12 protein-coding genes are annotated in these 13,091 nt (G+C 56.3%); 8 read left to right on the top strand and 4 right to left on the bottom strand.

The genetic code is table 11. The features are described 5' to 3' along the window. Window positions 1-47 precede the first annotated feature (47 nt). Genes RQI55_RS21525 through RQI55_RS21505 form a run of 5 tightly spaced genes read left to right on the top strand, consistent with a single transcriptional unit; the run spans window position 48 to window position 4,982 of the window. Entirely contained in the window at window positions 48-926 is an 879-nt protein-coding gene (locus tag RQI55_RS21525) for a carbohydrate ABC transporter permease (protein ID WP_409233762.1), read from the top strand. After that, window positions 919-1,794, top strand: coding sequence for a carbohydrate ABC transporter permease (locus RQI55_RS21520; RefSeq protein ID WP_311273737.1), 876 nt, complete (start codon window positions 919-921; stop codon window positions 1,792-1,794). The genes RQI55_RS21525 and RQI55_RS21520 overlap by 8 nt, the downstream gene beginning before the upstream one ends. Before the next feature lie 18 nt (window positions 1,795-1,812). Then, window positions 1,813-2,826 carry a Gfo/Idh/MocA family oxidoreductase gene (locus RQI55_RS21515; RefSeq protein WP_311273736.1) on the top strand — a complete coding sequence of 338 codons (1,014 nt, stop codon included), beginning with the start codon at window positions 1,813-1,815 and terminating at the stop codon, window positions 2,824-2,826. Then, a complete protein-coding gene (locus tag RQI55_RS21510) occupies window positions 2,819-3,886 on the top strand; it encodes a Gfo/Idh/MocA family oxidoreductase (RefSeq protein ID WP_311273735.1) in 1,068 nt (355 codons plus the stop codon). Before RQI55_RS21515 ends, RQI55_RS21510 begins: the two co-directional genes overlap by 8 nt. Window positions 3,887-3,905: 19 nt before the next feature. Then, window positions 3,906-4,982: a sn-glycerol-3-phosphate ABC transporter ATP-binding protein UgpC gene (locus tag RQI55_RS21505; protein WP_311273734.1), complete on the top strand. Its 1,077-nt coding sequence runs from the start codon at window positions 3,906-3,908 to the stop codon at window positions 4,980-4,982. Window positions 4,983-4,985: 3 nt separating this feature from the next. On the opposite strand, the gene RQI55_RS21500 is transcribed toward RQI55_RS21505, so the two are convergent. Continuing rightward, a complete protein-coding gene (locus tag RQI55_RS21500; RefSeq protein WP_409233761.1) occupies window positions 4,986-6,140 on the bottom strand; it encodes a PLP-dependent cysteine synthase family protein in 1,155 nt (384 codons plus the stop codon). Window positions 6,141-6,448: 308 nt separating this feature from the next. On the opposite strand from RQI55_RS21500, the gene RQI55_RS21495 reads away from it, so the two are divergent. The 3 genes from RQI55_RS21495 (at window position 6,449) to arsB (ending at window position 8,415) form a co-directional block, all read left to right on the top strand. Further along, window positions 6,449-6,802: a helix-turn-helix transcriptional regulator gene (locus tag RQI55_RS21495; protein ID WP_192067242.1), complete on the top strand. Its 354-nt coding sequence runs from the start codon at window positions 6,449-6,451 to the stop codon at window positions 6,800-6,802. A 25-nt stretch (window positions 6,803-6,827) separates the two neighbouring features. After that, window positions 6,828-7,262, top strand: a complete 435-nt coding sequence (gene arsC, locus RQI55_RS21490) for an arsenate reductase (glutaredoxin) (RefSeq protein WP_311273733.1) — start codon at window positions 6,828-6,830, stop codon at window positions 7,260-7,262. Window positions 7,263-7,344: 82 nt separating this feature from the next. Continuing rightward, window positions 7,345-8,415: an ACR3 family arsenite efflux transporter gene (arsB, locus tag RQI55_RS21485; RefSeq protein WP_311273732.1), complete on the top strand. Its 1,071-nt coding sequence runs from the start codon at window positions 7,345-7,347 to the stop codon at window positions 8,413-8,415. A 38-nt stretch (window positions 8,416-8,453) separates the two neighbouring features. Here the strand turns inward: arsB and arsH are convergent, their stop codons facing one another. The 3 genes from arsH to RQI55_RS21470 form a co-directional block, all read right to left on the bottom strand. Continuing rightward, complete coding sequence (gene arsH / locus RQI55_RS21480; RefSeq protein WP_311273731.1) at window positions 8,454-9,161, bottom strand: arsenical resistance protein ArsH; 708 nt, start codon at window positions 9,159-9,161, stop codon at window positions 8,454-8,456. A gap of 121 nt (window positions 9,162-9,282) precedes the next feature. Continuing rightward, a complete protein-coding gene (locus RQI55_RS21475) occupies window positions 9,283-11,223 on the bottom strand; it encodes a methyl-accepting chemotaxis protein (protein ID WP_311273730.1) in 1,941 nt (646 codons plus the stop codon). A gap of 356 nt (window positions 11,224-11,579) precedes the next feature. Next, entirely contained in the window at window positions 11,580-13,070 is a 1,491-nt protein-coding gene (locus RQI55_RS21470) for an acetyl-CoA hydrolase/transferase family protein (RefSeq protein ID WP_311273729.1), read from the bottom strand. Between the last annotated feature and the right edge of the window lie 21 nt (window positions 13,071-13,091).

The raw sequence follows: 13,091 nt of genomic DNA, 5'->3' as shown, positions 1-13,091 counted from the left end.
GGGAGGGCCGCGCCGCGGCTCTCCCAAGGCAAGGCCGTGTGCGCAAGATGTTCGACCGCAATGCTCACGCCTATGTCTTTCTGCTGCCCTGGTTGATCGGCTTTTTCGGGCTGACACTCGGTCCGGCGCTGGCTTCGCTCTACCTGTCTTTTACGAATTACGATCTGCTGCAATCGCCCGACTGGGTCGGTGCGGCCAACTATGTGCGGATTGCCACAGCGGACCCGAAATTTGCCGCCGCAATGACGGTGACCTTTACTTACGTCATTCTTTCGGTGCCGCTGAAGCTCATTTTCGCGCTGATGGTTGCGATGGCCTTCAATCGCGGCATCAAAGGCCTGACGATGTATCGCGCGGTGTTCTATCTGCCATCGCTGCTGGGATCGAGCGTGGCCATAGCCGTTCTGTGGCGCCAGCTTTTCGCGTCCGATGGTCTTGTTAACATGGTGCTGTGGCAACTCTTCGGCTTTGAAGGGCCAAGCTGGATTTCAAACCCGAACTACTCCATTTACACGCTGGTCATTCTGTCTGTCTGGCAGTTCGGCTCGCCGATGATCATTTTCCTTGCCGGTCTTCGTCAGATACCGCAGGATATGTATGAGGCAGCGGATATGGACGGCGCTGGTAAGGCGCGTCAGTTCTTCCGCATCACCCTGCCGTTGTTGACGCCGGTCATCTTCTTCAATGCGGTGATTCAGACCATCGATGCCTTCAAGGCTTTCACGCCAGCCTTCATCATATCCGATGGCTCCGGCGGCCCCATCAACTCGACGCTGTTTTACACGCTCTACCTATATCAGGAAGCCTTCGGTTTCTTCCGCATGGGCTATGCCTCCGCACTGGCGTGGATACTGGTTATCATCATTTCGCTCTTTACCGCCTTCTCGTTTCTGAGCGCACGATATTGGGTGCATTACGATGACTGACGCCGTTTCATCATTACGTCCCGGCCAAGGGGTGAGCCGTCCGCTATGGAAATCGGCACTGCTGCACATGGTGCTGATCGCCGCATCCATTGCCATGATGTATCCGATCCTGTGGATGATATCAGGCTCGTTCCGCCCGCAAGATGAGCTTTTCGGTTCGTCGTCGCTCATTCCATCCGCAGTGGATCTGGGCGGTTATATCAGAGGCTGGACCGGCCTTCAGGTGTCTTTCGGAAAGTTCTTCTGGAACTCGTTCTTCATTTCAGTGCTCGCCACCATCGGCAACGTGGCGGGCTGCTCGCTGGCGGCTTTTGCCTTTGCGCGTCTCCGTTTCGGCGGTCGGAATTTTTGGTTCGCGCTGATGCTGGGCACGCTGATGTTGCCCTACCATGTGGTCCTCATTCCGCAATATATCCTGTTTCTGGAAATGGGCTGGGTGAACACGTCTCTGCCGCTGATCGTGCCGAAATATCTGGCGACAGATGCGTTCTTCATTTTCCTGATGGTGCAGTTCTTCCGGGGTATTCCGCGGGAGCTGGATGAGGCAGCGGTTATGGATGGGTGTAGCCCCTTCCGCATCTATTGGAAGATCATGCTGCCGCTCTCTTCACCTGTGCTGGCAACCGCCGCGATCTTCTCCTTCATCTGGACCTGGGATGATTTCTTCGGTCCGCTGATCTACCTCAACGATATCAACACCTACACCGTGCAGCTCGGTCTTCGCTCCTTCGTGGACAGCACCGGAAGTTCGGATTGGACGGCGCTGTTTGCCATGTCCAACCTCTCGCTCGTTCCCGTCTTTCTCTTTTTCCTCTTCTTCCAGCGCCTTCTGATCGAGGGCATCGCCACAACCGGCATGAAACGCTGAAACATCAAGGCTTGGATAATGAAACCCGTTCGATTTGCGACTATCGGTATCAATCACAATCACATTTTCGGCCAGACACAATGCCTGCTGGCTGCGGGCGCAGAGCATGTCGGCTTTCACGCCATCGAAGACGATCTGGCCAAGGAATACTCGGAGGCTTTCGCAGGGGTGCCGCGCGTTGATGACAAACGCCGGTTGCTGGATGATCCCTCCATCGATCTCATCATCACCGCAGGCATTCCCGATGAGCGTGCGCCGCAAGCCATCGAGGCCATGCGTGCGGGCAAGGATGTGATGACGGACAAGCCGGGCATGGTGACACTTGCCCAGCTGGACGAGGTCAAAAAAGTACAGGCCGAAACGGGCCGCATTTTTTCGGTGCTCTATTCCGAACATTTCGAAAACCGCGCGACAGTGAAGGCGGGCGAATTGATCGCCGCAGGCGCTATCGGAAAGGTGGTCTCGACCGCCGGTTTCGGGCCGCACCGTCTACGCGCGCCAACACGACCAGAATGGTTTTTCGAGCGGGCGCGTTATGGCGGCATTCTGGTGGATATTGCCTCGCACCAGTGCGAGCAGTTTCTGTTTTTCACAAATTCCATGACGGCGGATATTCTCTCAGCAAAGGTCTCAAACCGTGCCAACCCGCAATGGCCTGGATTGCAGGATAGCGGCGATATTCATCTTTGCACCGATGATGCCGACGGTTTCATCCGCGTCGACTGGTTCACGCCGGATGGTCTGCCGAGTTGGGGAGACGGGCGTCTCTTCATCACGGGTACGGAAGGCGCAATCGAGATTCGCAAGAATGTCGATATTGCCGGGAGGGCGGGTGGCGATCACCTCTTCCTCACAGACCAGGCGGGCGTGACACATATCGATTGCGCCGATGTGCCATTGCCTTACGGGCCGCAGCTTCTATCCGATATTCGCAATCGCACCGAAACCGCGATGCCGCAGGCGCGCTGCTTCGCGGCCATGGAAATTGCTCTGAGAGCGCAGCAGATTGCGGAGGGCCACAAGCATGGCTAAGCGGTATAAAGTCGGCATTATCGGTTGCGGCATCGGTCGATCCCATATCGCCGAGGGCTATGCCATGCACCCGGACAAATATGTGGTTGCCGTCCTGTGTGATCTCGATGAGGCGCGGCTGAATGCTGTTGCAGACGAGTTCAATGTTGTCGGTCGCACCAGCTCCTCTGACGCGTTGATGGCCATGCCGGATATTGACATCATCGATATCTGCACGCCGCCCGCCATCCATACCAAGCTTGTTCTTCAGGCGCTTTCCTGCGGCAAACATGTCGTTTGCGAAAAGCCGTTGACCGGCTCACTCGCCGAACTGGATGAGGTCGCATCAGCAGAAAAAACGGCTAAGGGCATATTGATGCCGATCTACCAGTATCGATATGGGGATGGCGTTCAACAGGCGCGGCGCATCATTGAAAGCGGTCTGGCGGGCAAGCCCTATGTCGGAACCGCAGAAACCCTGTGGAACCGGGGCGCGGATTATTACGACAACCCATGGCGTGGACGTTGGGCAACGGAATTGGGCGGTGTGTTGATGACACACGCCATACATCTGCACGATATGTTGACCTATCTCATGGGCCCGGTTGACCGTGTGTTTGCCCGCGCTGCGACCCGCGTCAACCCCATTGAGGTCGAGGATTGCGTCTCGGCCAGCCTGCTGATGAAGAATGGTGCGTTGGTGTCTCTGACTACGACGCTCGGCTCCCAGGAAGAAATCAGCCGTTTGCGTCTGGCATTCGAACATGTGACGTTCGAGAGTAATCATTCGGCCTATTCACCGGGTGATGGTCCCTGGCGGATTATTCCCGCCAATGAGGAGGTCGGGGCCAAGATCGAGGCGCTCCTCCGCGACCTGCCGCCTGTTGGCCGCAGGTTCGATGGGCAGATGGCCGCTTTCTACGAAAGCCTGGAAAAGGGCGAAAAGCCGCCGGTGACAACTGATGATGCGCGTGGTTCGCTGGAGCTGATCGCAGCGATCTATCACTCCAATGACACCAATTCTGACGTTGCCCTGCCGATCACAAAGGGCCACCCAAAATACATCAGCTGGCGACCTTAGGTCTGTCGGGAGGAATGATATGGCAAGCAGCATCACACTTGAAAAAATCGTCAAACGCTTTGGCGCTTTCCCTGTCGTGCACGGCATTGACCTTCAGATAGAGCCTGGCGAGTTCACGGTTTTCGTCGGCCCGTCCGGTTGCGGAAAATCGACATTGTTGCGCATGATTGCGGGGCTGGAAGAAATATCGGAAGGCGATCTCAGCATTGATGGAGAGCGGGTCAATGAGACCGCCGCTTCCAAGCGCGGCATCGCCATGGTGTTTCAGTCCTATGCGCTCTACCCGCATATGAGCGTTTACAAGAACCTCGCTTTCGGATTGGAAACGGCGGGCTACAAGAAGCCGGAGATCGAGGCCCGGGTGAAAAAGGCAGCGGATATTCTGCAAATCAACCCGTTGCTACAGCGCAAGCCCAAGGCCCTGTCGGGCGGGCAGCGCCAGCGCGTTGCCATTGGACGCGCCATCGTGCGCGAGCCCAAAATCTTCCTGTTTGACGAACCCTTGTCCAACCTGGATGCGGAGCTGCGCGTCCAGATGCGCGTCGAAATCGCCAAGCTTCACCAGACGCTTGGCAGCACCATGATCTATGTGACGCATGACCAAGTGGAAGCCATGACCATGGCAGACAAGATTGTCGTGTTGAAGGAAGGCCGCATCATGCAGGTCGGGCGGCCACTCGATCTTTACAATCACCCCGCAAACCAGTTCGTTGCGGGCTTTATCGGTTCGCCAAAGATGAATTTTCTGGCGGCGAAAATGGTGGCATCGGATACCTCACGCCGCACGGTCGAGATCGCCGGACAGCAGATTACGCTTGATCGCCCGCTGGAGGCGGCGGATGGCGAAGCGCTGACGCTTGGCATCCGCCCAGAACATATTCAGGCGCAGGAGCTATCCGCGAGCCTCGGGCAGGGGAGCATCCAGCTGGTGGAGCATCTGGGTGGTTCGACAGTTCTTTACACAACCACGGCAGATGGGCAGCCGGTGACAGTCTTGCTCGAAGGGCAGAAACAGTTGCGCATGGGGCAAACCGTTCCGCTCTCTTTCAGTCTCGCCAATGCTCACGTTTTCGGCGCGGATGGGCGCAGGGTCTAGGCCTCAAGGCTTGGCGGCATTTGCGATGATGCCAGCCTCGAAGCCCTTGAATTCGCCACTGTCGATGAAGGTTTCCAGAATGTCACGATAGGGTGTGATGTCGATCTCGTTTCTCGCCAACCATTCGGGATTGTAATAGGTCGCGGCGTAGCGGTCGCCACTGTCGCAGATCAGCGATACCAGCGAGCCTTCGCGGCCCTCTTTCATCATCGCCGCTGCAATCCAGCAGGTGCCGAAGAAATTGGTGCCGGTCGAGCCTCCGACGCGGCGAAACAGCCGGTCCGATAGGACGTGCATGGCAGCGATGGAGGCGGCGTCCGGTATCTTGATCATGTGGTCAATGACGCCGGGAATGAAGGATGGCTCCACCCGCGGGCGTCCAACACCTTCGATGCGCGATGGCGTTGAGCAGGTCACGTCACGATCGCCGGACATATAGGATGCGTAGAATGCTGAATGTTCCACATCGACAACGCACAGGCGCGTGCGCAGATTGCGATAGCGAATGAAGCGGCCGATCGTGGCTGATGTGCCGCCTGTTCCTGCATTCACCACCACCCACTCAGGCTCCGGGTGCTCTTCGCTTTTCATCTGCTCGAAAATGGAATCGGCAATATTGTTGTTGCCGCGCCAATCGGTCGCCCGTTCGGCATTGGTAAACTGATCGAGATAATGCCCGCCCGTCTCGGCAGCCAGCCTTTCGGCCACGGTATAAACTTCTGACGGCTTGTCGACAAAGTGGCACTTTCCGCCAAAACGCTGGATAGCCTCGACCTTCTGCGGACTTGTCGAGTGCGGCATGACCGCGATGAATGGCAAATCCAGAAGATGCGCGAAATACGCCTCGCTGACAGCGGTAGAGCCTGAGGACGCCTCGACCAGCGTTGTTCCCTGCGCAATCTTGCCGTTGCAAATGCCGTAAAGAAACAGGGAGCGCGCCAGACGGTGCTTCAGGCTGCCGGTCGGATGCGTGGACTCATCCTTCAGATAGATCGAGATGCCGCGCAGGCCCTTGAAGGCAGGCTTGACGAGGTGTGTATCTGCCGAGCGACGTCCATCTCCCTCAAGAATACCAATGGCACGACGTGCCCAGTCGCGGTTCTCGCAGGCTGGCAATGGCGTGAGTGGCGGCGCGGATAGGCATTGCGGCGTCGGCACATCGTTCGGTTGAAAAATCTCTTTGTGCTGGGCTGTATGAAGATCACTGATCTGATGAATGCCTGTCACGTTGTTTCATCTCTTTAATAGTTGAAAATCAGAATGGATTTCTAATGATTACTACTAGCTTAGAACGTGATGCGCATAAAGCTAAAAATATTAGAACGAGAGGAGAGTCTCGATGGCCTTGCTGATGGTGCACGATGTGGCATCGGCGTGAGGAACGTCCTCGTATTGCATTTCCGTGATTTGGAGACCCGCTCACCAAGGTCAGTTGACTCTATCCATAATTCCAATAATCTGGATATATGGATCAGGAATGCGCTATACTCACCCTTGCAGCACTCGCTCAGCCCACCCGGCTTGAGACGTTCCGTCTTCTCGTTGCCCATGAACCGGAGGGCATGGCTGCCGGGGATATTGCCCGTGCCCTCGTCGTTCCACAAAACACCATGTCGGCCCATCTCAACATCTTGTCGCGGGCCGGTCTCGTGTCATCGCAGCGTAAAAGTCGCGTCATAGTTTATCGCGCGGAGATGGAAGCGTTGCGAACGCTGACTTTGTTTCTTCTGAAAGATTGCTGCGGCGGAAATGCAGAGCTTTGCGCACCATTGATTGCTGAATTGACCCCATGCTGCCCCAAGGAAAAGGTGCCTTCATGATTGAGAATAAGAGGCTCGACGTCGCATGAGCCATGCCATCGATATTGTTATCTACCACAACCCGGAATGCGGCACGTCGCGCAATACGTTGGCGATGATCCGCAATGCGGGGATTGAGCCCCACGTCATCGAGTATCTGAAAACTCCGCCGTCTCGTTCACTTCTGGAGCAGTTGATTGCCCGCATGGGCATCTCTGCCCGCGAGCTGCTGCGCGAAAAGGGAACGCCTTTTCAAGAGTTGGGCCTTGAAGATCCGGCTTTGTCTGATGCGCAGCTGGTCGATGCCATGATGGAGCACCCCATTCTCATCAACCGGCCTATCGTTGTCACGCCTGTTGGCGTCAGGCTGTGCCGTCCTTCTGAGGCCGTGCTGGATATTTTGCCGGTTGAGCAGAGGGCGGCGTTTACCAAGGAAGACGGCGAAGTTGTTGTCGATGATGCGGGTCGTCGCGTCATCTGACCTGAACCTGCCAAATCCTCATTCCTATCACCCCGGTCTTCGCCCAAGGCCGGGGAGTGTTTCTTTGCCAAGGAGAACGCGAATGCGTCCCGCAGAACCAATATTACGTCTGTCCTTCCTCGATCGGTACCTTACGGTCTGGATCTTTGCCGCCATGGCGCTGGGCGTGTTGCTCGGCTCTGTCTTCACCGGCCTGCCAACCGCACTTGAAGGCATGGCTGTTGGCACAACCAACATTCCGATCGCCATCGGCCTGATCCTGATGATGTATCCGCCCCTGGCGAAAGTCCGTTTCGAAGAACTGCCGCAGGTCTTTGCTGATAAGCGCGTTTTGATGATTTCGCTGCTGCAGAACTGGATCATCGGCCCCGTGCTGATGTTTGTGCTGGCGATCATTTTTCTGCGGGATTACCCGGAATATATGACGGGCCTCATCCTCATCGGCCTTGCGCGCTGCATTGCCATGGTTCTGGTCTGGAACCAGCTCGCTAAGGGTGATAACCAATACGTCGCGGGCCTCGTTGCGTTCAACTCCATCTTCCAGATTCTGTTTTTCAGCGTCTATGCCTGGTTTTTCCTGAGCTTTCTGCCGCCACTGTTTGGGCTGGAAGGCAGCGTCATCGATGTTTCTTTCTGGACGATTGCGGAAGCTGTATTGATCTATCTCGGCATCCCGTTCCTAGCGGGCTATCTGTCACGCCGTATTCTGACTGCCACCAAGGGACGTGACTGGTACGAGACCGTCTTCCTGCCGAAAATTAGCCCACTGACACTCGCCGCACTGCTGTTCACCATTGTCGCCATGTTCAGCCTCAAGGGCGGGGATGTGGTGCGCCTGCCGGGTGATGTGGTGATGATCGCCATTCCGCTGACGATCTACTTCCTCATCATGTTCCTTGTCAGCTTCTGGATGGCGAAGTCCGTTGGAACCGACTATCCTCGCACCACAGCGGTGGCTTTCACAGCGGCTGGCAACAATTTCGAGCTTGCCATTGCGGTCGCCATTGCCGCCTTCGGACTTGCATCTCCGGTCGCATTTGCAGCGGTCATTGGGCCCCTGGTTGAGGTTCCCGTGCTGATCTTGCTGGTGCAGATGGCGCTCTGGATGGGCCGCAAGTATTTTGCAAAGTCAGCCGGAAATCCAGCTGAGTAAAAAGTGTAAGGAGGCGCGGTGGCGCCGCTCGCCGCCCTCTATATCGATTTCAAATCCACGCGCTGTTCCAGCTTTGCGGCATCTTCTTTCCGCTCACTGTAGCGGTCCGTCAGATAGTCGGAGGCATCGCGGGTCAGCAGGGTGAACTTGACGAGTTCCTCGCAGACATCGACCACGCGATCATAATAGGCTGATGGCTTCATGCGTCCGTCCTCGCCGAATTCCTGCCAGGCCTTTGCGACAGATGACTGGTTTGGAATGGTAATCATCCGCATCCAGCGGCCGAGAATGCGCAACTGATTGACGGCGTTGAAGGACTGAGAGCCACCACAGACCTGCATGACCGCCAGTGTCTTGCCCTGTGTCGGGCGGACGGAGCCGGTTGTCAGCGGAAACCAGTCGATCTGCGCTTTCATAATGCCGGTCATCGCGCCGTGGCGCTCGGGGCTGACCCATAGATGGCCCTCCGACCACAAAGACAGATCCCGCAATTCCTGAACCTTTGCATCGGTGTCCGGCGCGCCATCGGGCAGGGGAAGCCCTTCGGGGTTGAAGATCCTGACCTCGCAGCCGAAATGTTCGAGCAGGCGTGCGGATTCTTCGGCCAGAAGGCGACTAAAGGAGACCTTACGCAGTGACCCATACAGAATGAGAATGCGTGGCTTGTGTTGTGAAAAAGCTGGCCGAAGGGCATCCAGATCCGGCTGGCGGATGAAATCGAGTGAGGCTGCGGGAATATCGGCCATGGTAAGCTCCGTTGACATCGTGATGGGTCAGGCCCGTCTCAAGAGGCTGAGGGATAACAAAAAACGGGACCGGTTGAAACCGGTCCCGCTGTTTTAGGGGTTCAAATGCTGGAGGCGAGTATCAAAACTCCTCCCAGCTTTCGGCTGCGGCTGCACCGCCACCGCCGAGGCCTACTGCACCGGCCACCTTGGCCATCATGCGGCGCGCTGGCGATGCCACAGGCTTGTGGTCAGCCTTTGCAGCGACCGGTCTGCCCTGTGCGACAGGTCCATCCGAGCCGACGCGGAAGCCCGCAATGATCTCACGCAGCCTTTGAACTTCGCTGGCAAGCGTTGCGCTGGCGGCTGTGGATTCTTCCACCATCGCGGCGTTCTGTTGGGTGACCTGGTCCATCTGGTTGACAGCAGTATTGACCTCGTGCAGGCCAACCGACTGCTCCTTGGCAGAGGTCGCGATGGCGTCCAGCTGGGTGTTGATGGTGACGACCTGTTCTTCGATCACCTTCAATGCTAGGCCGGTTTCCTGAACCAGTTTCACGCCGGTGCTGACCTCTTCGCTGGAGTTGCGGATCAGTTCCTTGATCTCCTTGGCGGCCTGGGCAGATCGTTGTGCAAGTTCACGCACTTCCTGCGCAACAACCGCAAAGCCCTTACCGGCTTCACCGGCACGTGCAGCTTCCACGCCCGCATTCAGAGCGAGAAGGTTGGTCTGGAACGCGATTTCGTCAATCACGCCGATGATATTGGAGATCTGGTTCGAAGACTGTTCGATGCGCTGCATCGCGGTTACGGCATTCGATACAACTTCGCCGGAGCGGCTCGCGGATTTGTTGGCTTCGATGGCCACATGGCGGGCTTCCTGCGTGCGCTGGGAAGAATTCGCCACATTGGTGGTGATCTGATCCAGTGCAGCAGCGGTTTCTTCCAGAGATGCTGCCTGCTGTTCCGTGCGCTTGGAAAGGTCTTCCGCGCTGCGGCTGATTTCGCGTGCACCGCTGTCGATAGAACCGGTGGCCTGGGAAACAGACCGCAAGCTATCTGCAAGCTGACCGACGGCATCATTGAAGTCGGACCGCAACGTTTCGAAATCACTGGCGAAAGGCTCGCTCAGGCGGAATGTGAGGTCGCCGCTAGAGAGGTGCTTCAGGCCTTCTCCAAGACCGGAGGTAGCCTGTGCCATCTGCTGTGCGCGCTGACGATCAGCCTCGGCAACGCGGGCCCGCTCAGCTTCACTGGCGGTGCGGCCAGATTCTGCTTCCTGCTCAAGCTGCAATGCACGCAAGCCATTGTCCTTGAAGATCTGCACGGCCTTGGCCATCGTGCCGACTTCATCACGGCGATCCGTGCCCTCGACGGTGGCCGTAAAGTCGCCATTCGCAAGCGTACCCATGGTGGCGACCATGCTCTGGATAGGCTTGACCAGCCAAGCGCGGATGGCAACGAAGCCCAGGACCAGTACGGCGAGCAGACCCAGAACAACCGCGCTAAGTGTCACGAGGAAGGTCTGGTTAGAGGCGTCGGTCAATTCACCGCTTTCTTTATCTGAGGCATCAACGATAGCAGTCGTAAGCTCAGTAAAACGGGGCGAAAGGGCTGCGAAACTCTGTTCACACGGTAGCGCGCCTTTCTGGGAAGCCGCGACTTCTTCTTCAGTCGTGGCTGCCAAGCCAGCAGCGATGGTCGGTCCGCAAACATCCCTGAACGCTTTCAACACATCGGCCTTGATAACGGGCAGTTCCGCTTTTTCCGGAAGCGCTGCAATGGCCGTGTCCATGGATTTGACGAAGCTTGCTTCGGCGTCTTTCAGATTCTTTTGGGCAGTGGCATTGTGTTCGGCTGTTCTGGACATCAACAATTCGGCAACAGAGGCACGAAATGCCTGCAGGGCGCGGTTGGAGCGTGCCATGTAAAGAGCCGCTTTTGACTCACTCCCAAGCAGATCGCTGTAGTTAGCGTCGATTTTTTTGATCTGTTGGCCAGAATAGAGTGCCATGCCCAGAGAAAACAGGCCGAATGCGACCATGATGATGAGGAATTTTCCAATGATAGAGATATGCTTCACGTGCCACTCCAAGGAATCGACTGTTGATCCTGCGTCGCCGAAAGCAAATCATTCACCGGGCCGACTATGTCGATCCGGTCCAGGCCAATCTATTGTTTGGCCAGCATGACTGAATCGTTATGTTGGTTAATAAGAGGCCGGAGTCATTTATAATATGTGAATATTCTTACGTCCGTAGTCAAATATTGCTCATTTGCGACCAAACTTGCCAATCGTCAGTTTTGTGATTGTGTTCAGCGTCCGGAAAAAATGGTTTAGGACTGAGTTCTTGTAAGAATAACCCAAAATTGATTCGGTATCATTAAGTAAACAGAAGCATTGCGAGATCGAGGCTATGAAGCTGGCGCGCCATACCGTCAGGTCTTCATATTGCCCGTTGCCAGACTTCTGATGTGCCACGAAAGAGCTTCTTCCAGAAGGTGCGGCGTATGACCGCCGCGCCGTGTCGCGCGCGCCAGATAGTCTTCAAGCATATCTCTGAAGGATGGATGCACGCAGTTGGCAATGATCACCGCCGCTCTTTCGCGGGGTGCCAATTCGCGCAAATCTGCAAGGCCGTTCTCCGTCACGATGATATCGACATCGTGCTCGGTATGATCGACATGGCTGACCATGGGAACCACGGAGGAAATTCTTCCGCCCTTGGCCAGCGACTTGGTGACGAAGATGGAAAGGTAGGCATTTCGCGCGAAATCGCCTGAGCCGCCAATGCCGTTCATCATGTGCGTGCCATTGACGTGGCTGGAGTTCACATTGCCATAGATGTCCACTTCCAGCGCCGTGTTGATGCCGATGATGCCGAGGCGACGAATGACCTCGGGGTGATTGGAAATCTCCTGAGGGCGCAGCACAAGCTTGTGCTTATACCTGTCAAACGATCCAAAAACGCGCTCTGCGCACTCTGCCGAAAGTGTGATGGAGGAGCCGGAGGCAAAATCGAGTTTGCCAGCATCAAACAGATCGAATGTACTGTCCTGCAAAACCTCGCTGTACATTTTGAGGCCATTGAAGGGACTGTTCTTCAGTCCTGAAAGAACAGAGTTGGCAATTGTGCCGATACCCGCCTGTAGCGGTTGCAGACCAAGATTCAGGCGCCCGACGGATACCTCGTTCTCCAGAAAGCGGATCAGATGGCTGGCAATCGCCGCCGTGTCCGCATCCGGGGCTTCGACCGTGGAGAAGCTGTCCTTCTGCTCGGTGACCACGATGGCGGCAATCTTGTCTGGATCGATCGGTATATAGGGCAGGCCAACGCGACTGTTGCAGTCGAGAACAGGAATCGGCTCGCGCATGGGCCGTTTGGTCGGGATATAGACATCGTGCAACCCTTCAAGTTCGAGTGGTTGGCTCAGATTGATTTCGACAATGATCTTCTTGGCAAGAATGGCGAAGCTCGCCGAGTTGCCGATTGACGTGGAGGGCACGATGCCGCCATCCTCGGTGATCGCCGTGGCCTCGATTACCGCGTAATCGATTGGGCCGAGCTGGTTTGATCTAAGGTGTTCGACGGTTTCAGACAGATGCTGATCGACGAACATCACCTCACCACGATTGATGGCGGCGCGAAGTGTCGTGTCGACTTGAAACGGCATTCGACGGGCAAGAATCTTGGCCTCAGTCAGCATCCGGTCAATACCATGGCCGAGTGACGCACCCGTAATCAACGTGATCTGGAAGGGGTCGATCTTTGCCCGTTCAACCATGGCGATTGGAACGGCTTTGGCGTCGCCTGCCTTGGTGAAACCGCTCATGCCGATGACCATGCCATCCTTGATGAGTGCCGCGGCGGCCTGAGGTGTCGTGATTTTATCGATCAATGATGGTCGACGGATGCGCGTCTCGATCATGTTGGCTCCATGATGATAAGG

This window comes from Rhizobium sp. WCS2018Hpa-16, from assembly GCF_031843705.1.
Classification (GTDB): domain Bacteria; phylum Pseudomonadota; class Alphaproteobacteria; order Rhizobiales; family Rhizobiaceae; genus Agrobacterium; species Agrobacterium tumefaciens_C.
This window is presented reverse-complemented; position numbering and strand designations above follow the sequence as displayed.

Coding starts and splice junctions, on each gene's coding strand:
- RQI55_RS21525 (WP_409233762.1), top strand. CDS start 48: ATGTTCGACCGCAATGCTCACGCCTATGTCTTTCTGCTGCCCTGGTTG.
- RQI55_RS21520 (WP_311273737.1), top strand. CDS start 919: ATGACTGACGCCGTTTCATCATTACGTCCCGGCCAAGGGGTGAGCCGT.
- RQI55_RS21515 (WP_311273736.1), top strand. CDS start 1,813: ATGAAACCCGTTCGATTTGCGACTATCGGTATCAATCACAATCACATT.
- RQI55_RS21510 (WP_311273735.1), top strand. CDS start 2,819: ATGGCTAAGCGGTATAAAGTCGGCATTATCGGTTGCGGCATCGGTCGA.
- RQI55_RS21505 (WP_311273734.1), top strand. CDS start 3,906: ATGGCAAGCAGCATCACACTTGAAAAAATCGTCAAACGCTTTGGCGCT.
- RQI55_RS21495 (WP_192067242.1), top strand. CDS start 6,449: ATGGATCAGGAATGCGCTATACTCACCCTTGCAGCACTCGCTCAGCCC.
- arsC (WP_311273733.1), top strand. CDS start 6,828: ATGAGCCATGCCATCGATATTGTTATCTACCACAACCCGGAATGCGGC.
- arsB (WP_311273732.1), top strand. CDS start 7,345: ATGCGTCCCGCAGAACCAATATTACGTCTGTCCTTCCTCGATCGGTAC.
- arsH (WP_311273731.1), bottom strand. CDS start 9,161: ATGGCCGATATTCCCGCAGCCTCACTCGATTTCATCCGCCAGCCGGAT.
- RQI55_RS21470 (WP_311273729.1), bottom strand. CDS start 13,070: ATGATCGAGACGCGCATCCGTCGACCATCATTGATCGATAAAATCACG.